General features: G+C 69.2%; 19 protein-coding genes and 1 pseudogene. 8 read left to right on the top strand and 12 right to left on the bottom strand.

All coding sequences use genetic code 11. The features are described from left to right. Positions 1–14 precede the first annotated feature (14 nt). The 7 genes and pseudogenes from selB to fdnG all read right to left on the bottom strand — a co-directional run. Positions 15–1910 (bottom strand): annotated as a pseudogene (gene selB / locus FZ033_RS05425) (selenocysteine-specific translation elongation factor); the annotation flags it as partial. A gap of 1 nt (position 1911) precedes the next feature. Next, positions 1912–2640, bottom strand: coding sequence for a tetratricopeptide repeat protein (locus tag FZ033_RS05420; protein WP_149575414.1), 729 nt, complete (start codon positions 2638–2640; stop codon positions 1912–1914). Between the two features lie 553 nt (positions 2641–3193). After that, a complete protein-coding gene (gene selA / locus FZ033_RS05415) occupies positions 3194–4633 on the bottom strand; it encodes an L-seryl-tRNA(Sec) selenium transferase (RefSeq protein ID WP_149575142.1) in 1440 nt (479 codons plus the stop codon). Between the two features lie 10 nt (positions 4634–4643). After that, on the bottom strand, positions 4644–5585 hold the full coding sequence (gene fdhE / locus FZ033_RS05410; protein ID WP_149575141.1) for a formate dehydrogenase accessory protein FdhE: 942 nt from the start codon (positions 5583–5585) through the stop codon (positions 4644–4646). Between the two features lie 82 nt (positions 5586–5667). Then, positions 5668–6387 carry a formate dehydrogenase subunit gamma gene (locus tag FZ033_RS05405; protein ID WP_149575140.1) on the bottom strand — a complete coding sequence of 240 codons (720 nt, stop codon included), beginning with the start codon at positions 6385–6387 and terminating at the stop codon, positions 5668–5670. After that, the gene (gene fdxH, locus FZ033_RS05400; RefSeq protein ID WP_149575139.1) at positions 6384–7355 is read right to left on the bottom strand and encodes a formate dehydrogenase subunit beta; all 972 of its coding nucleotides are present in this window, start codon (positions 7353–7355) and stop codon (positions 6384–6386) included. Before fdxH ends, FZ033_RS05405 begins: the two co-directional genes overlap by 4 nt. Before the next feature lie 18 nt (positions 7356–7373). Beyond that, positions 7374–10460: a formate dehydrogenase-N subunit alpha gene (fdnG, locus tag FZ033_RS05395; RefSeq protein WP_149575138.1), complete on the bottom strand. Its 3087-nt coding sequence runs from the start codon at positions 10458–10460 to the stop codon at positions 7374–7376. A 394-nt stretch (positions 10461–10854) separates the two neighbouring features. Between fdnG and FZ033_RS05390 the strand changes: the two genes are divergently transcribed. The 4 genes from FZ033_RS05390 to FZ033_RS05375 all read left to right on the top strand — a co-directional run bounded on the left by FZ033_RS05390 (position 10855) and on the right by FZ033_RS05375 (position 14408). Next, on the top strand, positions 10855–11499 hold the full coding sequence (locus FZ033_RS05390; protein ID WP_188079319.1) for a TlpA family protein disulfide reductase: 645 nt from the start codon (positions 10855–10857) through the stop codon (positions 11497–11499). A 1-nt stretch (position 11500) separates the two neighbouring features. Continuing rightward, on the top strand, positions 11501–12631 hold the full coding sequence (locus FZ033_RS05385; RefSeq protein WP_149575136.1) for a transglutaminase-like domain-containing protein: 1131 nt from the start codon (positions 11501–11503) through the stop codon (positions 12629–12631). A gap of 233 nt (positions 12632–12864) precedes the next feature. Beyond that, positions 12865–13917, top strand: a complete 1053-nt coding sequence (selD, locus tag FZ033_RS05380) for a selenide, water dikinase SelD (RefSeq protein ID WP_149575135.1) — start codon at positions 12865–12867, stop codon at positions 13915–13917. 98 nt (positions 13918–14015) lie between these two features. Next, positions 14016–14408, top strand: a complete 393-nt coding sequence (locus tag FZ033_RS05375; RefSeq protein ID WP_149575134.1) for a hypothetical protein — start codon at positions 14016–14018, stop codon at positions 14406–14408. Here FZ033_RS05375 and FZ033_RS05370 read toward each other — a convergent pair. Next, a complete protein-coding gene (locus tag FZ033_RS05370) occupies positions 14362–15987 on the bottom strand; it encodes a bifunctional aminoglycoside phosphotransferase/ATP-binding protein (protein ID WP_149575133.1) in 1626 nt (541 codons plus the stop codon). The two genes, FZ033_RS05375 and FZ033_RS05370, sit on opposite strands and share 47 nt — an antisense overlap. 56 nt (positions 15988–16043) lie before the next feature. Further along, a complete protein-coding gene (locus FZ033_RS05365) occupies positions 16044–17168 on the bottom strand; it encodes an NAD(P)-dependent alcohol dehydrogenase (protein ID WP_149575132.1) in 1125 nt (374 codons plus the stop codon). A gap of 241 nt (positions 17169–17409) precedes the next feature. On the opposite strand from FZ033_RS05365, the gene FZ033_RS05360 reads away from it, so the two are divergent. The 3 genes from FZ033_RS05360 to FZ033_RS05350 all read left to right on the top strand — a co-directional run bounded on the left by FZ033_RS05360 (position 17410) and on the right by FZ033_RS05350 (position 19266). Then, positions 17410–17898 carry a VOC family protein gene (locus tag FZ033_RS05360; protein ID WP_149575131.1) on the top strand — a complete coding sequence of 163 codons (489 nt, stop codon included), beginning with the start codon at positions 17410–17412 and terminating at the stop codon, positions 17896–17898. A 153-nt stretch (positions 17899–18051) separates the two neighbouring features. Next, entirely contained in the window at positions 18052–18384 is a 333-nt protein-coding gene (locus FZ033_RS05355) for a hypothetical protein (protein ID WP_149575130.1), read from the top strand. 54 nt (positions 18385–18438) lie between these two features. After that, positions 18439–19266, top strand: coding sequence for a sulfite exporter TauE/SafE family protein (locus FZ033_RS05350; RefSeq protein ID WP_149575129.1), 828 nt, complete (start codon positions 18439–18441; stop codon positions 19264–19266). 32 nt (positions 19267–19298) lie between these two features. Here the strand turns inward: FZ033_RS05350 and FZ033_RS05345 are convergent, their stop codons facing one another. The 3 genes from FZ033_RS05345 to FZ033_RS05335 form a co-directional block, all read right to left on the bottom strand. Then, positions 19299–20945 (bottom strand): GMC oxidoreductase, encoded by a 1647-nt coding sequence (locus FZ033_RS05345; protein WP_149575128.1) that lies wholly within the window; start codon positions 20943–20945, stop codon positions 19299–19301. Next, positions 20938–22671, bottom strand: a complete 1734-nt coding sequence (locus FZ033_RS05340) for a sugar porter family MFS transporter (RefSeq protein ID WP_232847339.1) — start codon at positions 22669–22671, stop codon at positions 20938–20940. The genes FZ033_RS05345 and FZ033_RS05340 overlap by 8 nt, the downstream gene beginning before the upstream one ends. A 124-nt stretch (positions 22672–22795) precedes the next feature. Further along, positions 22796–24118: a DegT/DnrJ/EryC1/StrS family aminotransferase gene (locus FZ033_RS05335; protein ID WP_149575127.1), complete on the bottom strand. Its 1323-nt coding sequence runs from the start codon at positions 24116–24118 to the stop codon at positions 22796–22798. A gap of 158 nt (positions 24119–24276) precedes the next feature. Between FZ033_RS05335 and FZ033_RS05330 the strand changes: the two genes are divergently transcribed. Then, the gene (locus FZ033_RS05330) at positions 24277–25611 is read left to right on the top strand and encodes a sugar porter family MFS transporter (RefSeq protein ID WP_149575126.1); all 1335 of its coding nucleotides are present in this window, start codon (positions 24277–24279) and stop codon (positions 25609–25611) included. Positions 25612–25706 lie beyond the last annotated feature (95 nt).

Raw genomic sequence — 25706 nt, 5'->3', positions numbered from 1 at the left:
ATGCGGCGCAGATCGCCCCGGCGCAGGGTGACGCCGTGGCGGTCGAAGAAGTCGAGGATCTGGATCGCCACCTTGCGCCCGTTGGAGACCTCGTCGCGGAACTGGGCGGCGGTGAATTCATCCTTCATGCGCGCGCCCGACAGGCGGGCGAGGATCTCCACCATCTCCGCCACCACCGGGCGCAGGAAGAAATGGTCGTGGGCCACCTCGTCCACGCGCCCCGTGCGGCCGGCGAGCTTCATAAGGCGCCGCATCTCCGGCTCGGCCACGCCCAGCAGGCCGGCGAGGTCGCGCACCCGCGGCGGGCGGAAGCGTTCGGTGCCGCCGATGAGGGGGGCGATGCGGTCCCACAGGGCCTCGTCGGCGGCGGACAGGCGCACCTCGAAGCCAGCCTGGCGCACCCAGGCGCCCTCGCGCTTCACCGTTTCGCCGAGGCTTTCCAGGGCGGCGAGGAAGGCCGGCGCGGGCAGGCGCGGTACCAGCAGCAGGCGCAGCCGCTCGCGGCCCATGCCCGGCAGGTCCGGATTTTCGGCGTGGAAGGCTTCCAGCGCCGCCAGCAACTGGCGGGTGAAATCGGCGAAGCGGTCGGCGGCGACGGCGAGGGTCGCGTCGCCGGCCGCAAGCTTGACGATACCGAGGCGGGCGGCCAGCGCCTCGGTCTCCTCGGCGGTGAGGATGTGGTCGCGGGCGAAGGCGGAGAGGTCGGTGAAGAAGGGCTCGATGGCCAGCAGGGCCGCAAGCGCGGTGGCGGGATCGCGCGCGGCGAGGGCGTCGAGCTGTGCCAGCCGCTCGGGGGTGCGCCGCTTGCGCTTGGGGCCGCGCAGATCAAGGAAGCGCCCGCCGCCGATGGTGCGCTGGGCCGAGGTATCGCGGATGACGAAGCGGTCGCCCACGGCGGCGGCGATGGGCGCCTCCAGCACCAACTGCACCTTGGCGGCCGCGCCGGGGGCGATGGAATCCCCCAGCAGCACCAGCCGCGCGCCCACCTCCCGCGCCGCATGGTGCAGGCGCACCGGGAGCCATTGGGCGATGGGGCGCTTCTCGCTCGCGAGCACGGTGAGTTCGGCGTCGATATGGTCGGCGGGGGCGTGCAGTGCCGGATCGAGCACCACGTCGCCGCGGGCGATGGCGCTCTTGCTGATGTCCTCGCCGGCGAGGTTGAGCCCGCAGCGGTCGCCGGCGACGCCCGCCTCCGCCACCCGGTCCTGCGCCCTTATGGAGCGCACGCGAGCGGGAAGGCCGGACGGGCTGACCACCACCCGGTCGCCCACGCGCACGGTTCCCGACAGCACCGTTCCCGTCACCACAGTGCCCGCCCCGGCGAGGGTGAAGCTGCGGTCCACCGCGAGGCGGAAGCGCCCGCCCGCCGCCCGCTGCCCCAGCTGCCGCGCCGCCGCCGCGAGGGCATCGCGCAAGGCGGCGATGCCTTCGCCGGTGGGCGCGGAAACCGCATGGATGGGCGCGCCGGCAAGGGCGGTGGGGGCGAGGAGGGCGGCGATCTCCGCCTCGACCGCGGCGCGGCGCTCGGCGTCCACGAGGTCGGCCTTGGTGAGGGCGACGATGCCTTGGCGGATGCCGAGGAGGTTGAGGATGGCAAGGTGTTCGCGGGTCTGGGGCATCACCCCGTCGTCGGCGGCCACCACCAGCAGGGCGAAATCGATGCCGCTGGCCCCCGACAGCATGGTGTGCACGAACTTCTCGTGCCCCGGCACGTCCACGAAGCCCAGCACCAAAGGGGGGGCTTCCTCACGGCTCGTCCCCTCGCCCTCCAGAGGCAGGTAGGCGAAGCCGAGGTCGATGGAGATGCCCCGCGCCTTCTCCTCCTTCAGCCGGTCGGTATCGACACCGGTGAGGGCACGCACCAGCGTGGTCTTGCCATGGTCGATATGTCCGGCCGTGCCGATGATCACGTCAGGGCAGCTCCCCCAGCGGGATGGCGGCGCGACGCTGGGCGGCGGATTCCTCCTCCGGCGTCAGGGTGGTGCGCACGGCATCGAAGAAGCGCTCCGCCAGCGCGCTCTTGCCGGCGCGGGCCCGCAGCAGCCAGGCGAAGGCGGCGACGCGGTCACGTGTCACGCCGGCGCCCATGTGGCAGGCCGCGCCGAGCATGGCCTGCCCGTCGGCATCGCCGGCCTCGGCGCCCTTGCGCCACCAGCGGGCGGCTTCCACCGCATCGCGTTCCATGCCGAGGGCATTGTGGGCGATCATGCCCAGCCGCGTCATGGACGAGGCGATGCCCTGGTCGGCGGCGGCCAGCGCCCAGCGCCGGGCCTCGACCGGATCGGAGGGGATGACCTCGCCTTCCAGCAGCATCCAGCTCAGCATGTCCTGCGCCGGGCCGTCGCCGTCTTCGGCGGCGGCGAGATAGAGCGCTGCGGCCTTGGCATAGTCCTGGGCCACGCCCTCGCCCTTGAAGTGGAGGGTGGCAAGGTTGCGCCGGCCCACCGGGTCGCCGCCCTCGGCAGAGAGTTCCAGCCAGCGGCGGGCAAGGTCCAGGTCCTTGTCCACGCCGAGGCCGTCGATGAAGCAGGCGCCGATATTGTTCTGCGCCCGCGCATTGCCGGTGCGGGCCAGGGGCTCCCAGATGGAGAGGGCGGTTTCGTATTCCCCGGCGGAGGCGGCGGCGAGGGCGGCCGCCATCTGCGCTTCCGGCGTGCGGGTGTCCTCCGGGGGCTCCGGCTCCGGTTCGGGCTCCGGTTCGGCCTGCAGGAGTTCCGCGTCGGCAGCCGGCGGGGCGGGCGAATCGAAGCCGGGTTCCTCGGCGAAGGTCTCCGCCAACAGGCGCCGTTCGAACTCCGCCTCGTCGAAGGCGGCCTCGGGGCGTGTCCGGCCCTCCGGTTCCCGCGCCGCCGGGGCGATGAAGGCGGGCGCCTCGCGCGTCAGGGCGTCGCGCGTGGGGATCTCGCGGGCCGGAGCCTGCGGCTGCACGGGCGCCGGCTCCTGCTCAAGGCGCGGGCGCTCGTCGAGCCGCGGCCTGCGGTGGAGCGGGCTCTCCGGCTCGGACGCCGGGCTCGCGGCGCGGCTGCCCGACAGGCCGGAGGCGATGTCGCTCAAGAGGGCGTCGAGGTCGTCCGCCTCCGCAGGCAGGGGACGCTCCTCGGCCGGGCGCTGGGGGCGGGGCGGGAAGGGGCGCACGCGCGGCGGATCTTCGGCGCCTGGCGCCTCGCCCGGACCCCCCTTGCCCTTCAGTCGGTCAAGCCAGCTCATGAGCCCCCTCCAAAGCGGTCACGGACGCGAGAAACGCCGCTTCGTCTTCAAGGCATCTCAAATCGAGCACAAGAGCGTTATCGTCAATCCGTCCGATAACCGGAACCGGAAGTCGGCGCAGCCCATCGGCGAGACGGTTGAGCGCGCCGCCGCTGCCGTCGCGGCTGCGAATGGCGAGGCCGACGCCCTCCAGCGTCTCCAGCGGCAGGGCGCCGGAGCCGATCTGGCTGCGGCATGCCGTTGCGTCAATGGTGTAGGCGGGTCCAAGGATCGCGGCAAGGATGGGCTTAAGCCGCGCGGCCTGGGCGGCCATGTCGTCCGGCCGGCGGGTGAGGTAGCGCAGGGTGGGCAGGCGCGCGGCGAGGCGATCCGGGTCGCGGTAGAGGCGCAGCGTCGCCTCGATGGCGGCGAGGCGCACCTTGTCCAGCCGCAGCGCCCGCTTCATGGGGTTCTTGTTGATTCGGGTGATGAGGTCGCGCCGGCCCACGATGAAGCCCGCCTGCGGGCCGCCCAGCAGCTTGTCGCCGGAGAAGGTGACCACGTCCGCCCCCTCGGCTACCGCCTCCCGCACGGTCGGCTCGTGGACGAGGCCGTAGCGGCTGAGATCCGCCAGCGTGCCGGAGCCCAGATCGTTCACCAGCGGCACCCCGCCGGCCTGCGCGATCTGCGCCAGCTCGCGGGGCGAAACCTCCTTGGTGAAGCCCTCGATGCGGTAGTTGGAGGTGTGCACCTTCAGGATCACACCGGTCTCGGGACGGATGGCGTCGCGATAATCGCGGGCATGGGTGCGGTTGGTGGTGCCCACCTCGTCCAGCTCGGCGCCGGCCCGGCGCATGATCTCCGGCATGCGGAAGGCACCGCCGATCTCGATCAGCTCGCCGCGCGAGACGATGGCCGGCTTGCCCAGCGACAGGGTGTTCAGCACGAGGAGCACGGCGGCGGCATTGTTGTTGACGAGGGTGGCGTCCTCCGCCCCCGTCAGCTCGCAGACGAGGCCGCGCACATGGTCGTCGCGCTCGCCGCGCTTGCCGCCGTCGAGGTCGTATTCCAGCGCCACCGCGTTGCGCATGGCCCGCACCGCCGCTTCCACCGCCTCTTCCGCGAAGATGGCGCGGCCCAGATTGGTGTGCAGCACCGTGCCGGTGAGGTTGAACACGGGCCGCAGGCTGGGGCCGGCGGACGCGTCCAGCCGGGCGAGGGCGCTGGCGGCGATCTCATCGGGGGTCGCCGGGCCGCCGGCACCGGCGCGCAGGGCGGCGCGGCGCTCATCGAGGGCGGTGCGCACTGCCGCGGTGGTGGCCTGCCGGCCGTGACGTTCGGTGGCGGCGCGGGCCAGCTCGACCTTCAGCACCGCATCGACGGAAGGGAGCACCCGCAGGGGGGCGACCGGGGCGGCAGCGGGGGAAGAGGCAATGTGCGTTGACATGGCGCCCCCCTCAATAGCCCAGCAGGAAGGGATTGAAGGCGGCGCGCCGGTAGGGCCCCTCCTTCTGCTTGAGGTCGAGGCCGAGGCTGGCCACGTCGTCGGCCACCGGATCGAGATCCGGGTCCTTCGCGAGATAGAGGACCTTGGCGTAGGAATGGCAGGTGTCGCAGGTCTCAGCCTTGATGGCGCCGTTTGCGCCTTCCACCTCCTGATAGGCGATGCCGCCGGTGGAGCCGCAGGCGGTGCAGCGCACCCGCACGAAGTTCCACCACGTGCCGCACAGGGCGCAGGCGCAATAGCGCGCGCCGGCGGCCGCAGGCCAATCCACCACCACGCTCGCCACCGGCGGCCCGCCGCAGGCCGGGCAGACCCCGTCGCCCACCGGCACGAGGCGCGAGGCATCGAGCACCGAGGCGAGGCGGGCGAAATGCACCTGGAGCGCCGACGCCACATAAAGATGCTCGGCCAGCGCCTCCACCGGAATGGAATCGGCCAGCACGTTGCGGATCATCTCGCCGCGTTCCGCATCGGATGCGGCCAGCATGCGGGCGAGCGCGGCCTCGGCCGGCTCCGGCTTCTCGATGGCGCGGGCCTGGGACAACAGCCGGTCGAAAATGGATTCGAAGGCCGCGTCCGCGGTGAAGTGGCTGCGGTCGAGCGGCGGCATCTCGTGGGCGCGGGCGCGCTCCACTGCCTCCGCATCGGGCGGCTCGGGCGCGGGGGCACGTTCCGCCGCCACGTGCTGGGCGCGGGCGATGTGGGCCAGGAACGACAGGTAGGGGCCGAGCGGATGGCCCTGGGCCAGGCGGGCGAAGCGCTCGGCGCGGCGCGCGAACAGAGTGGCCGGGTCCGGCAGGTGGGCGAAGGCCGGCGCAGTGACCCCTTCCAGCACCGAAGGGTCGGGAAAGACAGAGCCGGGAGGGCTCGAGAACGGACCTGACGAACGCGCCATTTAAACCTCACGAACCTCACGGGTCACGTGCAAAAGCCCGGCCGCGCGAGGCCGCAGCCGGGCATGCATTATACGCCTGCCCTCATTCCGCGGGAGTCCCCCGCGTGCCGGTGGGCTGGGAGGTGGGCCGCGACGGCTTGCGGGAGACCAGCTCGCGCAGCCATTTGCGGTGGTGCCGCCACGCCCAGCCGCCGGTGACCTGTCCGCGCGTCATGGCGCTGATGGTGCCCTTCACCCAGATGGCGGCATAGACGTGGACGATCCAGACGCAGATGATCGCCACCGCCGCCACCGAATGCACCAAGAGGGCGACCCGCTGCTGCGGGATGCTGGTGAAGGTGGAGAAATAGGCGTTCCAGATCACGACGCCCGAGGCGATCAGCACCACGATCAGCAACGACATGCCCCAGAATACCATCTTCTGGCCGGCATTGTACTTGCCCAGTTCCGGCAGCTTCTCCTCGTGGCCGGCGATGACATCGCGGATGCGTCGCATCCAGGTGCCGTCCTCGCTCTTCCACAGATTGGCCTTCCAGAAGCGGAAGAACAGGCCGAAGAAGGAGAAGAACAGCACCACCCCGATCCAGGGGTGGAGGGTGCGCGTCATCTGCCCCCCACCGAACAGGCCGGTGAGGAAGAACAGGCTGGGGTGAAACAGGGCGAGGCCCGACAGCGCCAGCAGGATCAGGCTGATGGCCGTGATCCAGTGGTTGATGCGGGCGCCCACCGTGTAGCGGTCCACCTGCACCGGGTGGCCGGGATGGACCGCGTCGCCAGATTCAACGTCATAAGGCTCGCTCATGACTGGCCTCCATGGACGGGTTCGCCGCTGGGAAGCTTGCCTTGCGTGAGCTTCTCGGCGTTGGCCTCGTCTTCCGCCGTCACCTTGTTGGCGCCCGCCACCAGATAGTGCAGGGCGCCGGCGACGGCGGCAAAGCCCATCACCCCCAGGCCCACATATTTGGTGACGCCCTTCCAGGCCTCGACGATGCGGCTGATGCGCGGATTATCCGGCAGGCCGGCATAGAGGGAGGGCTGGTCGGCGTGCTGCAGCACGTACATCACATGGGTGCCGCCGACGCCGGGCGGATCATAGAGGCCCGCATTCTTGTAGCCGCGGGACTTCAGATCCTTGATGCGCCCCTCGGCCCACTCCTTCATCTGGGTCTTGGTACCGAACACGATGGCCTGGGTGGGGCACGCCTTCTGGCATGCGGGGCCCTGGCCCACGGCCACGCGGTCGGAGCACAAGGTGCATTTGTAGGCCTTGTTGTCGGCCTTGGAGATGCGGGGAATGTTGAAGGGGCAGCCCTTCACGCAATAGCCGCAGCCGATGCACCGGTCGTGGTCGAAGTCCACGATGCCGTTGGAATATTGCACGATGGCGCCGGGCGCCGGGCAGGCCTTCAGGCAGCCCGGATCGGCGCAATGCATGCAGCCGTCCTTGCGGATGAGCCATTCGAGATTGTCGGTCTCGGGGTTCACCCACTCGGTGAAGCGCATGAGCGTGAACGAGTTCTCGGTCAGGTCCGGCGGGTTGGTGTAGCTGCCGTTGAAGGTGCCGATCTCCTCGTGGAGCTGGTTCCATTCAAGGCAGGCCGCCTGGCAGGCTTTGCAGCCGATGCACTTTGACACGTCGATGAGCTTGGCCACCGGCTCCTTGAACTCCACCGGCACGCGCAGGTTAGAGGCCGAGCGCCGGATGAGGTCGGTGTCGCCGAACTTCGCCGGGGTGGGGGTGACCGGAGGGTTGGGGATCGGAGGAAACATGGCTGGTTCTCCTTCTCCTTACGCCACCGGCCCGGTGGAGGGCTCGATGTTGACGAGGAATGCCTTGAACTCGGGCGTCTCGATGTTCGCGTCACCCACGAACGGGGTAAGCACGTTGGCCGGGAAGCCCTTCTTCGCCGCGCCCACGAAGCCCCAGTGGATGGGAATGCCCACGATGTGCACCGGCTTGCCGTCCACCATCAGCGGACGGATGCGCTTGGTGACATAGGCCTTGGCGAAGACGGAGCCGCGCTTCGACCACACCCGGACCCAGCCGGCATTGGCGATATTCTTCTCCTTTGCCAGCTCCTCGGAAATCTCCACGAAGAATTCGGGCTGGAGCACCGAGTTCACGTGGTTGTTCTTGGTCCAGTAGTGGAAATGCTCGGTCAGGCGATAGGAGGTCGCCGCGTAGGGGAACTCCTTGGACGCCGTGTCGGCGAACTGGGCGAAGTCGTCCTTGAACACGCGCGCCACCGGATTGCCCCGGATCTTCGGGGCGACGAGGTTGGCGACCGGGCTCTCGAACGGCTCGTAGTGCACCGGGAACGGGCCTTCCCGCATCATGCCCCGGGCGAACAGGCGCGAGACGCCTTCCGGGTTCATGATGAAGGGTCCCACATCCTGCGGCTTGGCGGTCACGGCGATGTCGGGCACGTCGTAGCCCGTCCATTTCGACCCGTCCCACTCGATCAGCTTGCGCGTGGGGTCCCACGGCTTGCCGTCGATGTCGCAGGAGGCGCGATTGTAGAGGATGCGCCGGTTCGCCGGCCAGGCGAACGACCATTTCAGGTAGGCGCCGGTGTCGTCGGGATCGGAATTGTCCCGGCGGGCCATCATGTTGCCGGCCTCGGTGTAGCTGCCGGAATAGATCCAGCAGGCCGCCGCCGTGGAGCCGTCGTCGCGCAGGACGCCAAAGCTCGCCACCTGCTTGCCGGCCTCCAGCACCTTCTTGGTGGGATCGTTGGGGTCCAGCACGTCGGTCAGCACCGAGCCGTTCAGCTCCTTGGTGAGCTCGACGGCCGTGGGCTCGTGCGGGTCCTTGTAGGTCCACGTCAGGTTGAGGATGGGATCGGGGAAGGCGCCGCCCTCCTTGCGATACAGCTCCTTCATCCGCAGGTGGATGCCGGCCATGATGGCGGCATCGCTCCGCGCCTCGCCCGGAGGCGAGCCAGCCGGCCAGTGCCACTGGATCCACCGCCCGGAATTGACCAGCGACCCCTCGTCCTCCGCAAAGCATGTGGTGGGCAGCTGGATCACTTCGGTCTGGATCTTGGCCGTGTCCGCCGGATTGTAGACGCCGTGGTTCTCCCAGAAGCGGGCGGTCTCGGTCTGGAGCGGGTCCATGACCACCAGCAGCTTGAGTTTGGCGAGCGCCTCGGAGAGCTTGCCCCGGTTGGGGAAGGCCTGCATGGGGTTGAAGCCCTGGCAGACATAGTTGTTGATCTTGCCCTGCTTCATCAGCTCGAAGGCGCGCAGGATGTCGTAGGCCGGCACGTCGAGCTTGGGCAGGTAGTCGAACGCCCAGTTGTTTTCCGCGGTGGCGGCGTCGCCCCACATGGACTTCTGGAAGCTGACGAAGAACTTCTTGTAGTTCTGCCAGTAGCTCATCTGGTTGGGACGCAGCGGCTTGAAGCCGCGGGTGGACATGTAGGCGTTGAAGTCGGGTTCCTTCTCCGTGGGCAGGGTGAGATAGCCTGGGATCATGTTGGACATGAGCCCGACATCGGTCAGCCCCTGGATATTGGAATGCCCGCGCAACGCATTCATGCCGCCGCCGCGCACGCCGATATTCCCGAGGATCAGCTGCAGCATCGCCATGGTGCGGATGTTCTGCGATCCCTTGGAATGCTGGGTCCAGCCGAGCGCGTACATGGAGGTCATCGTCCTGGTCTTGGACGAGCACTCCGCGATCATGGACGCCACTTTCAGGAACTTGTCCTTGGGCGTGCCGGTGATGCGCGCGACCAGTTCGGGCGTGTACTGCGCGACGTGCTGCTTCAGCAGGTTCCACACACAGCGCGGATGCTGGAGACTGTCGTCCACCACCGCATAGCCGTCGGGACCGATGTCGTAGTCCCAGGTGGAGCGGTTGTAGTCGCGTTTTTCCTCATCGTAGCCGGTGAAGAGACCGTCCTGGTAGGCGAAGCCGTCCTTGACGATGTAGCTGGCGTTGGTGAACGCTTTTACATAGTCCCACTGCACCTTGTCGTTGGCGATACAGTAGTTGATGACTCCGTTGAGGAAGGCGATGTCGGTGCCTTGCCGGATCGGCGCGTAATAGTCCGCCACCGCGGCCGAGCGCGTGAAGCGCGGGTCCACGACGACAAGCTTGGCGCCACGGCTGGCTTTCGCCTCCGTAACCCATTTGAATCCACACGGGTGCGCTTCAGCGGCATTGCCGCCCATGATGACGACGAGGTCCGTGTTCCGGATGTCGGTCCACGAATTGGTCATCGCGCCACGGCCAAAAGTTGGGCCCAAACTGGACACCGTGGGGCCGTGTCAAACCCGCGCCTGGTTGTCGAACACCAGCATGCCCAGCGAACGTACGGCTTTGTACGTGCACCAGGCGGTTTCGTTGGTGGTTGCCGAGGCGGCGAGGAAGCCGGTGGTGGTCCACCGGTTCACGGTCACGCCGTCCTTGTTCTTGGGGATGAAGTTGGCGTCGCGGTCGTCCTTGAACGCGCGCGCGATCTTGTCGAGCGCCGCGTCCCAGGTGATGCGCTCGAATTTGTCGGAGCCCGCGCGCCGGATCATGGGATATTGCAGGCGCGACTGCGACTTGACGATGTCGAGCAGGGCCGCGCCCTTGGGGCAGAGCGTGCCGCGATTGGTGGGATGGTCGCTGTCACCCTCGATGTGGGTGATGTCGGCCTTCTCGCCCTTGGCGAGGTTACCCTTGGAGAAGATCAGGATGCCGCACGCCACCGAGCAATAGGTGCAGGTGTTGCGCACTTCCGTGGTGTTGACGAGGCGGAACGGCTTGATGGTGGAGGCATAGGCCTCCTCGATGGCGCCGAAGCCCATCGCCCCAAGGGTTGTCCCCGCCACGCCCGCGCCCGCCGTTTTCAGGAACTGGCGGCGCGAAAGCTCCATGTTCATCGAAGGAAACCTCCGACCTTCTGCGCCCCGCACCGGGGACCGTTGAGGGCAGCTCCCGGAGGCCGCCCGATACCGTATTTCACGCCTTGGGACGCTATTTTGGAACTGGAACTATGTCAATTAACGCAGGGACAACTTCGCGTGTCTCCACGAGAATTTCCGCTCGCCCTTATGTTGCGATGCAATAGAGGCGCAAGTTTTGAATAGAAACGCCGTGCGGTTTTGAAATTTCAGTTGCAAGGGCCGGGATGCGACGAAGGGCTGGTTGGGCTTCACGGACTTGAGCGTTGACCCCCCGTGCCCCGTGATCCAGATTGCGCGGGTGAAAATCATGTTCGCTCCCGCGGGTCGGGGCTCACAGCGTGTTTCATCTTTCCCTTCGAAAGATCAGGGCGTGGCCGGCTGTGTGCTTGGGGGAGCGCGGGCGCTCTGCCAGGCGCTTCTCGCCGCTGTCGTCCTTGCCAGCCCGTTCGCCGCCCTGCCGGCCGGGGCCTCTCCGGACGAATCCGCGACGGTTCCGCAGCAGGCGCCGCAGCCCCTTCGTCCCGTGGCCGGCCAGCCCCTCGCCCCCGCGCTGCGACTGGAGGCCCTCGACGGTCCGGCGTTCGATCTGGCCGAGGCCCACGGCGTTACCGTGGTCCACTTCTTCGCCACCTGGTGCGCGCCGTGCCGCACCGAGCTGCCGGCGCTGGCGCGGTTCGCTGCCCGCGCGCCGCAGGTGAGCGTGGTGCTCGTGGATGTGGCCGAGGTGCCGGCACGGGTGCGCCGCTTCTTCGCCGACCAGAGCGCGCCGGGGCCGGTGCTGATGGATCTCGACCGCGCGGCGGCGCGCGCCTTCGGCGTCAGCCTGCTGCCCGCCAGCTTTGTCATCGCCGAAGACCGCATCGCGCTGGCGGCGGAGGGGGAGGTGGCCTGGGACAGCCCCGAAACAGATCAGGCCATCGCCGCAGTGAACGGGTCTGGTGGCCGGCCGCAGGGCCGATCCACCCATACGGCAAGTAACAAAGCAAGCAACACGGAAAGCCAGGAGGAGCCCTGACATGACCACGAGACGAGACCTGCTGAAGGCCGGCGCCCTTGCCACCGCCGCTGCGGTCCTGCCCCGCGCGGCGTTCGCCCTGCAGGCCGCCGCCCCGCAGACCTTCGCCCCTGCGGTTGGCCAATGGCGCAGCTACCAGATCGTCACCACGGTGGAGGTCCTGAAGCCGGAGGGCCAGAAGCCGGAGGGGCAGGTGCAGGCGTGGCTGCCGGTGGCCTCCTTCTCCAATCCGGACTGGTTCAAGCCCGGCGAGAACAGCTGGACCACCAATGCCCGTTCCGCCCAACTGGTGCGCGATCCCCATTCGGGGGCGGACATGCTGCATCTCGTCTTCGCCGACGGCGAGAAGGCGCCGCGGGTGGAGCTGACCAGCCGCGCCACCAGCCGCGACTGGGCGGTGGACCTGACGAAGCCCGGCAAGCCGGCCCCGCTCGCCGCCGCCGACCGCACGCGCAATACGGCGGCCACCGATCTCATCCCCACCGACGGCATCGTGAAGGCGACGTCCGACAAGATCGTCGCCGGCAAGAGCGGCGAGCTGGAGAAGGTGCGCGCCATCTTCGAGTGGATCGTCGAGAACACCTATCGTAATCCGGCGACGCGCGGCTGCGGCATTGGCGATATCGCGGCCCTGCTCAAGAGCGGCGATCTGGGTGGCAAGTGCGCCGATCTCAACGCCCTGTTCGTGGGCCTGGTGCGGGCGCAGGATATTCCGGCCCGCGACGTCTACGGCCTGCGGGTGGTGCCCTCGCGCTTCGGCTACAAGAGCCTCGGCGCCAATTCCGAGATCGTCACCAAGGCCCAGCATTGCCGCGCCGAGGTGTTCCTCTCCGATTTCGGCTGGGTGCCCATGGACCCGGCCGACGTGCGCAAGGTGGTGCTGGAGGAGCCCCCGGGCAAGCTTGCCCTCGACGATCCCAAGGTGGTGGCGGCCCGCAAGGCCCTGTTCGGCGCCTGGGAGGGCAACTGGTTTGCCTTCAACACCGCCCATGACGTGGCGCTGCCGGGCTTTGCCGGCCCGCGCCTCGGCTTCCTCATGTATCCGCAGGCCGCGAACGCGGCGGGGCTGCTCGACTGCCTCGACCCGGACAATTTCAAGTACGTCATCCGCGCCTCCGAAATCGCGGTGTGACCAGCCTCGCCGGTCGGGGCGAACGCCCCCGTCGCCATGCCGGGCCTGAGCGACTTTCGAGTCGCAACGGCCCCCCGGGGGCGTGGCGGAAGCGACGGGGGTACCCGCCGGCGGGTTCAGGGCAAGGTCCGGTCAGGTGTTCAGCCTGAGCGGACCGGCCATTCAATGGAATGAGGGCGCGCCGTTCCGCCGGGGATGAGGCGGATGGCGTGCCCGGAAATGGAAATCTCGCCATGCTCGACGTGCCGTCCGTCCGCCTCACCAGCCTCGCCCATGGCGGGGGCTGCGGCTGCAAGCTTGCCCCTTCGGTGCTGCAGGACCTGCTCGCCGGACAGGCGCAGGGCGGGCCGTTCGAGCGCCTGCTGGTGGGCACCGAAACCGGTGACGACGCGGCGGTGTGGGACCTCGACGGCGAGACCGCCATCATCGCCACCACGGACTTCTTCATGCCCATGGTGGACGATCCCGACCATTTCGGCCGCATCGCCGCCACCAACGCCATCTCCGACATCTATGCCATGGGCGGAACCCCATTGATGGCGCTCGCCATCCTCGGCATGCCGCTGGGCAAGATCGACACCGCGACCGTGCGCGCCATCCTCGCCGGCGGCGCGGCCATCTGCGCGCAGGCGGGCATTCCGGTGGCGGGCGGGCATTCCATCGATTGCCCCGAGCCGGTCTATGGCCTTGCCGTGATCGGCTCGGCGCCGCGCGGACGCATCCGCCGCAATTCCACCGCCCGGCCGGGGGATGCGCTGATCCTCACCAAGGCGCTTGGGGTGGGGGTCTATTCCGCCGCCTTCAAGAAGGAGGCGCTGGGCCAGGCCGCCTATGACGAGATGCTGGCCTCGGTCACCAGGCTCAACCGCATCGGAACCGAGCTGGCGAAGGACGAGGCGGTGCACGCCATCACCGACGTGACCGGCTTCGGCATTCTCGGCCACGGGCTTGAAATGGCGCGCGGCTCGGGCGCCACGCTGCGGCTGTCGCGGGCGGCGCTGCCATGGCTGTCGGAGGCGGAGCATCTGGTGCAGCAGGGCTTCGTCACCGGCGCATCCCATCGTAACTGGGCCAGCTACGGCCACGAGGTGGACCTGCCCGAGGGCACCCCCGACTGGCAGCGCCACCTGCTCACTGATCCCCAGACCTCCGGCGGCCTGCTGGTGGCCTGCGCCCCCGAGGCGGCGGACCGGCTGCTCGCCGCCATCCACGCCGCCGGCTATGCGGCGGCGGCCCGCATTGGCACGGTGGAAGCGGGGCCGGGGCGGGTGGTGGTGGAGGGCTGAGGCCGCCGACCGGGGCTTCGCCGCCGCCGCGTTTGCTCTGACGAGACGGGAACCACGCGGTTTTTCGGGACGTTCTCTTGGATGAAAGGAGAACGGCCATGGCCTCGAACGCACTTCCGACGGCGCTCCGGCGCGCCTCTCCCCTGATCATTCCCAAGGGCACCGTCACCAGCGCGCGGATCTTCGCCACCGGCATCGTCGGGGCGGTGATGTTCGTTATGGCCTCGGCGGTGCCATCCCCCGCGGCGGCGGAGGCGACCGCAGCGCCCGCGAAGGGCGTTTGCGAACAGCCGGCCCATGTGGCCGAGACCCCGCCATCGCAGGGCGCCGGTTCCGGCACCGAGCCGGGCGGGGCAGGCTCCACCGGCTGGTCGGGCGGGTCCTATATCGGCACCACGCCGCAGGCTTCCACGCCGGCCTCACCCGACCGCCAGCCGGAAGTAGTCACGGGTGTGGATCCGAAGGCTGAGCCGCCAAAGGCGCCGTGCTGAAGGCTCGCGCGCGGGTCCAGCTGATATCGCCCAGATCATAAGACAGCTGCCGGCGCACCACTGCGGCGTCGGCATCGGAGGCATCGCCGGTGCGCGCTTCCACGCGCCGGATCAGCTCGCTTTTCGGCGCCTCCAGCCACCAGCCGTGAAAGTCTGCGCCGGCCGCCCGCGCCACCTTGGCGATGGCCTCGCGCTCGTCCGACCGGGCGTGGACGGCATCCACGATCACGCTGTGGCCGGTGGTCAGTACCTGGGCCGCGAGCGTCCGCAGGCGGGCGTAGACCAACTGCGTCGCCTCCGGGGTATAAGCCTGCGGCGACAGCTTCTGCGTCTCCGCCACGCCGGCGAGGCGCTTGCGCTCGATGTCGCTGCGCAGGATCACGGCGCCGGGGGCGCGGCCGAGCGCCGGCGCCATCCTGGCCGCCCATGTGCTCTTGCCGCTGCCGGAGAGGCCGCCCACCGCCCACAAGATCGGCGGGGCGGGTTTGGCCATCTCCATCGTCACTTGGCCGAACTGCACCGGTTTGGGTCGATCCGTGCCGAGGATGTCCAACGCCTGTTGGAAAGCGTGGGTCACCCGCCGCTCGCCCTCCACCCGCTGCGCCCCCGCCAGATGCGCCAGCCCCGCCGCCTCCACCTTGGCGCGGATCGCGGACCGCAGGCTGAGGAATAGGGGCAACGCCGCAAGGCCGTCGATCTCGTCATCCGCGCTCGCCCACAGATAGCGGTTGAGGATGGCATTGGCTTGCGCGGGAAGCCGCCTCTGCCACAGGTCCATGAGCAGGAAGGCGAGGTCGTAGAGCACGTCGCAGGTGGCGATGTCGTCGTTGAACTCGATGGCATCGAACAGTACCGGCTTGCCGTCCAGCAGCACGATGTTGCGCAGGTGCATGTCGCCGTGGCAGCGGCGCACGAAGCCGGCTGCGCTGCGGGTTTTCAAAAGCGGCGTGATGCCTGCCAGGGCGTCTTCCGCCAGCCGCGCCAGCCGGGCGACCTCCTGCGGTGGGAACAGTTCCGGCCGGGCGGAAAATTCCCTCGTGTTGTCGGCGAGGTAGGCGGCGAGCCGGGAGGCGGTGTCGAACCCGCGTCGCACCGGCGCGGCGGCATGGGCCGTGGCCACGGCCGCCGCCAGCGCCTTTGCGAGGTCGGGCGAAAGTTCGCCCCGCTCCGCCACCTTGTCGAGGGTGAGATCGGTGTCGAAGCGGTGCATCTTCACCGCATGCTCCACCGTCTCCCCCGCGCCCCCCAGCGCGAGGCCATTCGGCGTGCGCACGATGGGCACCACGCCGAGATAAAGCCCCGGCGCCCCCGCGCCGCTGATCGCCACTTCCGCCTCGCAGGCGGCGTGGCGCTTCTGAGGCGTGGAAAAATCCATGAAGGGGAAGAAGACCGCCCGCTTCACCTTGTAGGCGAACGGCCCGGCAAGGAAGACCGCCGCGCCGTGGGTATCGATGCGCACCACCTTGTCAGTGATGCCATGGGTGGCGGGATCTTCCAGAAGGGCGAAGACGGCGCTCTGGTCGCCCACCACATGGTCGGGCGCGGCGGGCGGTGCGGGCGTGTCCGTCGGCGCCGTCATGGATCGATCCGTCATGGGAGGAAGCTGCCCCGGCGCGGCGCCGGGGCAGCTTGAGCTTAAGGCGTGATGGCCACCTTGAGAACGCCGTCGCGCTGGTGCGAGAACAGGTCATAGGCCTTTTCGATGTCGTCCAGCTTGAAGCGGTGGGTGACGAGGGCGCGGGCATCCACCCGGCCCGAGGCCACCACGTCCATCAGGCGGCGCATGCGCTCCTTGCCGCCGGGGCACAGGGAGGTGACGATGCGATTGTCGCCCAAGCCCGCCGCGAAGGCATCCAGCGGGATCTTGATGTCGGTGGAATACACCCCCAGCGAAGAGAGGGTGCCGCCGGGCCGCAGCACGCGCAGGGCGGCCTCGAAGGTCTCCTGCCGGCCGAGGGCCTCGATGGCCACGTCCACACCGCGCCCGTCGGTGAGACGCAGGATCTCCTCCACCGGATCCACCTTGGAGAAGTCCACCACCTCGTCCGCCCCCATGGCGCGGGCGACGTTGAGGCGCTCGCCCACCCGGTCCACGGCGATGATGCGGGTGGCGCCCATCAGCCGGGCACCCGCCGTGGCGCACAGGCCGATGGGCCCCTGCGCGAACACGGCGACGGTGTCGCCGATCCGCACCTTGCCGCTCTCGGCGCCGGCAAAGCCGGTGGACATGATGTCCGGGCACATGAGCACCTGCTCGTCGCCGAGCGCTTCCGGCACCGGGGCGAGGTTGGTCATGGCGTCGGGCACCACGAGGTATTCGGCCTGGGCGCCGTCGATGGTGTTGCCGAAGCGCCAGCCGCCCATGGGCTTGAAGCCGTGCTTCATGCGCGGGCCGTCCTGCGAGGCGCAGCCGCAGAGGCACGCATTGGAATAGCCGGACGGGGTGATGGCGCCGGCGATCACACGCTGGCCCTCGGCGAAGCCTTCCACCGCCGAGCCCAGCTTCTCGATGATGCCCACCGGCTCGTGGCCGATGGTGAGGCCCTTCTCGACCGGATATTCACCCTTCAGGATATGGACATCCGTGCCGCAGATCGTGGTGGTGGTGATGCGGATGAGGGCATCGAGCGGACCCACGTCCGGGATCGGCTTCTCGTCGAGGACGATGCGGTTCTTCTCCACGAAGATGGCCGCCTTCATCTTCGCCCTGCCGGGGCGGTTGCGCTCGACGAAGCCGGGGCGTTCGATGGTGTCGGTCATGGCGTTCCTTCCTGATCCGTCCCCGGTGGGGAAACGTGGGGACGCTTCGGTGCCGCGGTAACTGGTTATGACGAGGGGGCCGGCGCGGCATTGATGCGGGTCAACCGCCGGGCGGCAGTCTCCGCGCCTTGTCCGGCGCTTTCGCGGCGCGTCCACCGGGAGGGCGGGAAAAATGCCGGCGGGCTGTCGGCCCGGCGGGGCGCCGCACGTCTTTCAGGCACGACACCGCGAGGATGCAGCCATGGCCGCCATTTCCACACCGAAGATATCGCCCTGCCTGTGGTTCGACGGCGATGCGGAGGATGCCGCCCGCTTCTATGTCTCCCTGTTTCCGGATAGCGCCATCGCCAGCGTGCACCGCAACGCCATGGAGGGGCCGTCCGGGCCGGAGGGCTCGGTGCTGATGGTGGTGTTCACGCTCGCGGGCCAGCGCTTCCTTGCGCTCAATGGCGGGCAGAAGATGGAATACACCCACGCTATCTCCTTCCAGGTGGATTGCGAGGACCAGGCGGAGGTGGATCGCCTGTGGGCGGCCTTCACCGCCGAGGGACGGGAGGAGCAGTGCGGCTGGCTACGCGACCGCTGGGGCGTCGCCTGGCAGATCGTGCCGCGTGTTCTCCCGCAGCTTCTGTCCGATCCCGACCCGGCGAAGGCGCGGCGGGTGATGGAGGCCCTGTTCCAGATGGTGAAGCTGGATGTCGCCGCGCTGGAGCAGGCGGCGGCGGGATAGCGCGCCCCCACCGGAAAGGATCCCGGCTCGCGCGGCGAAGACGCAGGCGCGGTGTGCGCCCGGGCGTTCGGGTGTAGATTGAGGCCGGCCCGGAAGGGCCGGTCTTTTCTTTTCAGGGCGCGGCTGCGTCGTCATTTTTCAAGCGAGGATTTCATGGTTCAGGACAATTCGGATGGCGAGAACGACGCGCCGCAGATTCCGCCCGCCGCTATGGAGCGCTGGCAGGCCTTTGCCGACGACACGCCGCTTCAGCTCACCCTGACCAAGGGCGATCTCGACAATCTGCTGCTGGCCCTGCGCAATCTTGCTATCGGCCAGAGCGAGCTGGTGGCTGCCCTTGCCGCCCATACCAACCAGGACCAGGACGGTTCCGTCGATGCCATGGTGCGAGCCAATGAGGTGGCGCGCATGGCGTTCGGCCGCATCAATGCGCTGATCGGCGCGATCATGGGCGCCGCCGTGCCCGCGCCCGGCGGCGGCCGCTGAAGCCGCCATCCCTTGACGACGCCCCCCTTCGACGCCGGCGATCCGGAGCACGCCATGTCCACAGACGACCTGCCGGAGGGCGATGCCCGCCGCACGGTGCCGCGCGTGTTCGGCGGCGGCGCGCTCATCGGCACGCTGGGCGGGCTGATCGGGCTCGGCGGCGCGGAGTTCCGCCTGCCGCTGCTCATGGGCGCGTTCGGCTTCTCGGGGCTGGAGGCGGTGATCCTCAACAAGGCCGTGAGCCTGGTGGTGGTGGCCACCGCCCTCCCGTTCCGCGCCCGAACGGTGCCGTTGGCGGAGGTGGCGGCGCAGTGGCCGATCATCCTCGACCTGCTGGCCGGAAGCCTTGCCGGTGCGTGGATCGGGGCCGGCTGGGCGACCCGCCTGAAATCAGGGACGCTGCACCGGGTGATCGCGGTGCTGCTCGTCGCCATCGCCGGAGTGCTGGCGCTGTGGCACGACGCCGCCGCGCAGGAGCCGCTGCTTCACGGCTGGGCGCAGATGGTGGCGGGGGCCGGCAGCGGCTTCGCCATTGGCATCTTCGCGTCGCTGCTGGGGGTGGCGGGCGGGGAACTGCTCATTCCCACGCTGGTGGTTCTATTCGGGCTCGACATCAAGCTGGCCGGCAGCCTGTCGCTCGCCATCAGCCTGCCCACCATGCTCGCGGGATTTGCCCGCTACAGCCAGGATCGCAGCTTCGCCGTGCTGGGCCGCAACCGGCGCTTCGTCCTCGTCATGTCCGTGGGGTCCGTGGTCGGGACCCTCATCGGCGGCCAGCTGCTGGGCCTGGTGCCGGACGGCGTGCTACTGCCGCTCCTCGCCGCCATCCTGCTGGTGTCGGCCTACAAGATCTGGCGGCATGAGGAAGCCGTGCCCGCCTGAAGCCGCGCGGGCTTCAGGCGGGGTCTTGGACTTCAGGCGTGGGCCGGCTGGGCGGCAGCGGCCGCGCCGGAGCGGGCCTTTTCCACCAGATGGCCGGCGAGGCGGTGGGCCATGGCCATGATGGTGAGCGTGAGATGCTTGTCGGGCAGCACCGGCACCACGCCGCCGTCGCAGACATAGACATTGTCGAGGTCGTGGCACTTCAGGTCCGCGTCCACCACGCCCTTGGCCGGGTCCGACGAGATGGCTGTGGTGCCGGCATAGTGGATGCCGGTGCCGCTATTGTCCCGCGACGGATAGATGGAGGTGGCCCCGGCATGGCGCAGCACCGTGCGGCCCCAGGCTTCCATGGCGTCCATCATCTTGTCCGCCCTGGCGGAGGAGGAGAAATCCACGGTCACATGGCGCACGCCGAACCGGTCGTAGCTGTTGGCCGGGCGCACCCGGTTGGCGGGATTGGGATCGCCGGCGCAGAACAGGCCCAGCGTCACATAGGAGTGGAACATGAAGCGGGAGAGCCGCTCCTTCATGAAGGGCGGGAAGCGCTTCATGCCCACGAGATAATGCGGCACGTCCGGCACGCCGTGGATGGCATGGCCGATGAAGGGGAATTCCTCCCCGTCCGGCAGGGTGCCGCGCGACAGCAGGATGAGCAGGTCGCCATAGCCGATGTCGAAATCCCGCCCGCTGCCCCACAGCTTCCACAAAGAGGTGGAGAGCACAGACTTGGGATTGTCCTGCAGCCGCAGGCCGAGCTGGCCGAAGGTGTTGCCCATGCCCTCGGGGGCGACATCGTCGGCCGAGTTGAACAGGATGCGCGGGCTCTCCACGGCGCCGGTGGCCAGCACCACACGATCGGCGGTGAGCAGGCGGGATTCGCCGGTGGCCATGTCGCGGTATTCCACGCCCAGGACCCGCCGCGTGCCGGGTTCGCGCAGAAGCCGCACCACCTTGGCCCCGGTGCGCAACTCGTAGTTCGGCAGCTTGGCGATCTCCGGCAGCAGGCGGGCGGTGAACTTGTAGACCGCGCCGGTGGGGCAGCCGGAGGTGCAGATGCCGGTGGAGGCGCAGGCGTTGGGGCTGTCGGGGCGGGTGTCGATGGCCTTGCGGTTGGGAATGGCGCGGGAATAGGGCTCATCGAGGCCGTTCACCGCATCGACGATCATCTGGTCGGCGGGCCGCAGGGGCTTGGGGGTCACATAGATGCCGTCGGGCAGCTCGGGGATATTCTCCTGGGTGCCGCACACCACGATGCGGCGCTCCACCGCGTCATAGTGGGGCGCAAGCTCGGCATAGCGAAACGGCCAGTCGGCGAAATCCTTCTCGGAGAAGCGCACGCTCACGCCGTTCCAGAGGTTCTGCAGGCCGTTCACCTGGATGATCTGGTAGTGGCGGAAGCCGCCCTCCGGCCAGCCGGTGGAGCCGTCCTCGCCCTTCTCGAACAGGGGATGGACGAACAGGCTGTCGTGGGGCTCGGCGGGCCACACCGTGTTGGAGCGGATGCCGAAGTCGAGCGCGGTGCCCGGCGGGTCGACGCGCTTGAAGTGGTCGTCCGCCAGCTGGCCGCCCTGCTCCAGGGAGACCACGTTGAGGCCGGCCTTGGCGAGTTCGTAGGCGAGGATGCCGCCACCGGCGCCGGTGCCGACGACGATCACATCGCAATGGGCCGCTTCAGCCACGCACGCCTCCCAGGGGCCACTCGCCCACCGTGCTCAGGAAAGCCGGCGAGGCGAAATAAACGTATTCGAAGAAGGTGTGCACCGCCGGCCCGTCGTCGCCCAGGTGCGCGCGCTCGATTTCGCCGCCCTCGGTGAAGCCGGCGCGCTCCGCGATGCGCCGGAAGGCGGCGTTGAGCTGGTCGTTGAGCACCACGATGCGGATAAGGTCGGGCAGCAGCGGCTCAAGCTCGCGGTGGTAGTGGTCGAGCGGCAGCACCGCCGCCACGAGCAGAGCGAAATCGAGCGGCGCCGCAGCAGGGCTTGTGGCTTCGGGAGGGGTGGCCATGGCTGGGCGCTCCTCAGGCGGCACGGGGCGTGAAGCGGCCGAGGTCGCGCAGGGGCCGAGGTCGCGCAGGGGCCGGCCGCTGTCGAGGTGGCGCTCGATCTCCTCCAGGCTCACGCCGGAGGTTTCGGGCACCAGCCATTGGGTGAAGGCGAGGCCGACGACGCACACGACCGCATAGAGGCCGAACACGCCGGCGAGGCCGAACTCGGCCACCAGCACCGGGAAGCTGAACACCACCAGGAAGTTGAAGCCCCAGTTGACCAGCGAGGCGATGCTCATGCCCAGCGCCCGCACGTCGAGCGGGAACACTTCCGACATCATCACCCAGGGCAGGGGGCCGATGGCGATGGCGAAGGAGGCGATGTAGAGCACCAGCCCGCCGAGGGCGAGCTTGCCCATCATCTCGCTGCCGGTGGCGGCGCCGATGGCGATGACGCCGAGCGCCACCGCGGTGCCGGCGAAGCCGATCAGCAGCAGCAGCCGCCGGCCCAGCCGGTCGATGAGGGCCATGCCGACGATGGTCATGAGCACGTTGACCACGCCGATGCCGGCGGTGGCCAGGATCTGGGTGGTGGTGGAGCCGAAGCCGGACAGCTCGAACACGGTGGGGGCGTAGTAGATCACCGCGTTGATGCCGGAGAGCTGCTGCAGCAGGAACAGGCCCATGGCGACGATGAGCGCCGGCCGCACCCGGGGGGTGAGGAGGTCGGACAGGCGCGCCTTGCGGTTTTCGTCCTGGGTCGCGCCGGTGAGGATCTCGGCGAACTCGGCCTTCACCGCCGGATCGCTCTCCGACTTCTCGCGCATGCGGGCCAGCGCCGCGCGGGCCTCGGCCTCGCGGCCGCGCACGGCGAGCCAGCGCGGGGTGTCCGACAGGCCGAAGATGCCCACGAACAGGGCGATGGCGGGCACCGCGCCCACCGCGAACATCCAGCGCCAGGATTCGTGGAAGGCGTAGCCCACCACATAGGCGCCCAGGATGCCCAGGGTGATGGCGAGCTGGTAGATGGAGACCAGCATGCCGCGCTGCGCCGCCGGCGCGCATTCGGAGATATAGAGCGGCGCCATCATGGCGGCGACGCCGACGCCGAGGCCGATGATGAGCCGGGCGAAGGTGAGGGTCCACAGCCCGAAGGCGAGGGCGCTCAGGAGCGCGCCGACCACGAACAGGACGGCGGCGGCCAGCAGCAGCCGGCGCCGGCCGAAGGCCAGGGCGAGGCGGCCGGCGACGATGGCGCCGAGGAAGGCGCCGAACGGCACGGCGGCCGTCATCATGCCCTCGGCGACGGGGTCGATGCCGAGGTCACGGCGCAGCGGCGCGAGGGCGCCGGCGATGACGCCTTCGTCGAAGCCGAACAGCGCTCCGGCGATGCCGGCTATGGCGGCGATGAGGTACATCATGGGGGCGCCCCTCCCGGAGTGCGGTTTCTGGTGTCTGTTATGCGGGACCCGGATCGCGCTCTAAATCCAAGACCGAGAACGCGTCACCCGCTCGGCCTGCGAGGCAGGCCGAGCGGCGCGTGCTCTACGCGAGCACCACTTTCGCCACCTTGCGCATGGCGGTGATGATGTCGTCCACGTCCTGCACCGTGAGCGTCGAGGCGATGGTGAGCAGCGCGCCGCGGGCGTTCAGCTCGTCGCAATGGGGCAGGGCGCCGGCGGCGTAGCTGTAGTCGGCACCGAACGCGTTGGAGGGGTGGGTCCAGGGGAAGCCGTCGCGGCTGTCGGACCTCTTGTTCACCAGGCTCGGAATGTTCGAGTACCAGTGCATGCCCCATTCCCGCATGGTGAGGCAGGCCAGCGACCCGGGCGGCCCGGCGATGCCTTCGGCACGCAGCGCGTCGACGAAGCGGCGGGCGGTGGCCTCGTCCTTCAGGGTCATGATGAGGAAGGGGCCGGTGTCGCCCGCCGGGTCGGGAATGGTGCGGAAGCCGAGGCCGGGCGTGCCCTCCAGCGCGTCGCGGATGCGCCACTTGGCGGTGCGCATGGCGCCGGTGATCAGCGGCAGCTTGCGCATCTGGGCGAGGCACATGGCGCCGGTCAGCTCCGACATGCGGGCGCCGACGCCCCACAGCTGGCAGGTCTCGTCCGAGGTGTCGAGCCGGCCCTGGGCGTTGCGCGGATAGCCGAGGTCGTGCAGCGCCACGATGCGGCGATACAGGTCGTCGCGCTCGGTCACCACCATGCCGCCGTCGCCGGAAGTCATGTTCTTGTTGAGCTGGAAGGAGAAGATGCCCACGTCGCCGAAGGTGCCCACGGCCTTGCCGTTCTGGCTGGAGCCGGCGGTCTGGGCGCAGTCCTCGATGAGGCCGATGCCGCGCTCGCGGCAGATGCGGGCGACCTCCGCCACACGCCCCGGTGCCCCGCTCATGTGCACCATCAGCGCGGCGCGGGTGTTGGGGCCGATCTTGCGCTCCACGTCGGCGGGATCGAGGGTGAAGCAGTCGTCCACGTCCACGAGGCGCGGGATGGCGCCGGCGCGGACCACGGCGCTCACGCAGCTGACCCACAGATAGCCGGGCACCAATACTTCGTCGCCGGGGCCGATCTCAAGAGCGGACATGGCGATGGAAAGGGCCGCCGTGCCGGAGGAGACACCCAGCGCGTGCTTGTGGCCGAAGGCGGCGCACCATTCCTTTTCGAGGGTGTCCACCATGTGCTGGAGGTCCGGCCCGTAGAAGCGGAAGGGGCTCTTGGCGCGCACCACGCGGGAGACCAGCTCCAGCTCCTCGTCACCGATCCAATGGGCGCCGGGCAATTCCCACGGCAGCGGCGCCTTGCGGACCGGCTCCCCTCCCTCGATAGCCAGACGGTTGGCGTGCTCATGCGCAGTGGCCGAGGCAGTCACGTGACGCTCTCCCCTGAATACCGGATTTGTCGATTGAAACCTGTCGGACCGGGATTTTTCCTGTACTTATGCTCCTGCCTCGCCGCAGCTTACAAGTCCTTTCCGTGTAACGGCTAAGGGGTACCTCACCCCGGCTGCGGACCTCCCGGAGAGACCTCATGAAGACGCTGCTGCTCACGGCCAGTCTGGTGCTGCTGTTCGGCATTCTTTTCGGCTTCAGCACAGCATCCATCGCAGGTGTCGTCGAGGCCATCGCCCAGGCTTTCGCCCTGTCCACCCGCGCCACCGAGATGGTGGTGACCTCCCTGTTGGTCGGCTGCTTCGTGGGGGCCGCCGCCGCCGCGCCGGTGTCGGCGCGAATCGGTCGGCGTCCCGCCTGCCTGCTCGCCGCCCTGCTGGCGATTGCCGGCTACATTTTGATCCCGCTGGGACAAGGGGTTGCACCCGGGGCGGGCATGCTGGTGGCCGCCCGCATCCTCATCGGGCTCGGGGTCGGCCTGTCCTCCATGGTGGTGCCCATGTATGCGGCCGAGGTGACGCCGGCGCGACACCGGGGGGCGGTGGTCTCCCTGTTCCAGCTCGCCATCACCGTGGGCATCCTCGCCGGCTATGCGGTGCCGCTGGCCCTGATCGGCCGCGCCTCCTGGCAGCAGATGCTGGGCGGCGGGGTGCTGATCGCAATGGCCTGCGCCGCTATCGTCCTGCTGCTTCCGGAAAGCCCGCGCTGGCTCAGGTCCAGGGGCATGAGCGCGCGTGCGGAAGTGGCCGCCCGGGCGCTCGGCATCTCCGCCGAGATGGGGGAGGAGCGCGCACCCGACGGGGCCAATTGGCGCGCCGTGCTCGGCCGCGGCGCCACCGGGGCGGTGCTGGTGCTGTGCAGCGTGCTGTTCGTGCTGCAGAACTTCTCCGGCATCGACGGCATTCTCTATTATGCCCCGCACATCTTCACCGAGCTGGGTTTCCCGGCGGGGGTCGCGGCGCTGGCCGCCACCTTCGGGCTCGGCCTGTTCAACGTCATCGCCACCATTGCCGCCATGGCGCTGGTGGACCGGCTGGGCCGCCGGCCGCTGCTGATCGCGGGATCGGCGGCCATGGCGGTGAGCCTTGGCGCCGTCATCGTCGCGGCGCTGGCCGACTGGCCGTGGGTGGCACTGGCGGGACTGTGCGCCTACATCGTCGCCTTCGCGCTCAGCCTCGGGCCCTTGCCCTATGTGCTCATGTCGGAGCTGTTCCCCTCCGCCATCCGGGAGCGGGGCATCGCGGTGGCCTCGGCCACCAGCTGGCTTTTCAACGGCATTGTCGCCGGCACCTTCCTGTCGGTGGTGCAGGGCATCGGCCTTGCGGGCACCATCGGCATCTTCTTCGTGGTCTGCGTGCTGTCGCTGGTGGTCTCGGTGCTGTTCGTGCCGGAGACGCGCCGCGTCGGCCTGGAGGAGATCGAGGCCGACGTGCTCGACGGCCGTCCGCTGAGGCAGCTCGGTGCCAGCGGCTGAGCACGGCCGACAATAGGAGGTATTATAACACGTTGCGCTGGTCATGCGCGCACTGGCCGCGCCGGGCGACCTCCGCTATAGGGGTACGCGGTTGC

The sequence above is a fragment of the Xanthobacter oligotrophicus genome, assembly GCF_008364685.1.
In the GTDB taxonomy this organism is placed as follows: Bacteria; Pseudomonadota; Alphaproteobacteria; order Rhizobiales; family Xanthobacteraceae; genus Xanthobacter; species Xanthobacter oligotrophicus.
The sequence above is the reverse complement of the archived record's forward strand: the minus strand, read 5'-3'. Positions and strand labels throughout refer to the sequence as shown.

What these genes read in the sequence shown, in the direction of transcription:
- FZ033_RS05420 (WP_149575414.1), bottom strand. Translation starts at nt 2,640, where the DNA reads ATGGCGGCCGCCCTCGCCGCCGCCTCCGCCGGGGAATACGAAACCGCC.
- selA (WP_149575142.1), bottom strand. Translation starts at nt 4,633, where the DNA reads ATGTCAACGCACATTGCCTCTTCCCCCGCTGCCGCCCCGGTCGCCCCC.
- fdhE (WP_149575141.1), bottom strand. Translation starts at nt 5,585, where the DNA reads ATGGCGCGTTCGTCAGGTCCGTTCTCGAGCCCTCCCGGCTCTGTCTTT.
- FZ033_RS05405 (WP_149575140.1), bottom strand. Translation starts at nt 6,387, where the DNA reads ATGAGCGAGCCTTATGACGTTGAATCTGGCGACGCGGTCCATCCCGGC.
- fdxH (WP_149575139.1), bottom strand. Translation starts at nt 7,355, where the DNA reads ATGTTTCCTCCGATCCCCAACCCTCCGGTCACCCCCACCCCGGCGAAG.
- FZ033_RS05385 (WP_149575136.1), top strand. Translation starts at nt 11,501, where the DNA reads ATGACCACGAGACGAGACCTGCTGAAGGCCGGCGCCCTTGCCACCGCC.
- selD (WP_149575135.1), top strand. Translation starts at nt 12,865, where the DNA reads ATGCTCGACGTGCCGTCCGTCCGCCTCACCAGCCTCGCCCATGGCGGG.
- FZ033_RS05375 (WP_149575134.1), top strand. Translation starts at nt 14,016, where the DNA reads ATGGCCTCGAACGCACTTCCGACGGCGCTCCGGCGCGCCTCTCCCCTG.
- FZ033_RS05370 (WP_149575133.1), bottom strand. Translation starts at nt 15,987, where the DNA reads ATGACGGCGCCGACGGACACGCCCGCACCGCCCGCCGCGCCCGACCAT.
- FZ033_RS05365 (WP_149575132.1), bottom strand. Translation starts at nt 17,168, where the DNA reads ATGACCGACACCATCGAACGCCCCGGCTTCGTCGAGCGCAACCGCCCC.
- FZ033_RS05360 (WP_149575131.1), top strand. Translation starts at nt 17,410, where the DNA reads ATGGCCGCCATTTCCACACCGAAGATATCGCCCTGCCTGTGGTTCGAC.
- FZ033_RS05355 (WP_149575130.1), top strand. Translation starts at nt 18,052, where the DNA reads ATGGTTCAGGACAATTCGGATGGCGAGAACGACGCGCCGCAGATTCCG.
- FZ033_RS05350 (WP_149575129.1), top strand. Translation starts at nt 18,439, where the DNA reads ATGTCCACAGACGACCTGCCGGAGGGCGATGCCCGCCGCACGGTGCCG.
- FZ033_RS05340 (WP_232847339.1), bottom strand. Translation starts at nt 22,671, where the DNA reads ATGATGTACCTCATCGCCGCCATAGCCGGCATCGCCGGAGCGCTGTTC.
- FZ033_RS05330 (WP_149575126.1), top strand. Translation starts at nt 24,277, where the DNA reads ATGAAGACGCTGCTGCTCACGGCCAGTCTGGTGCTGCTGTTCGGCATT.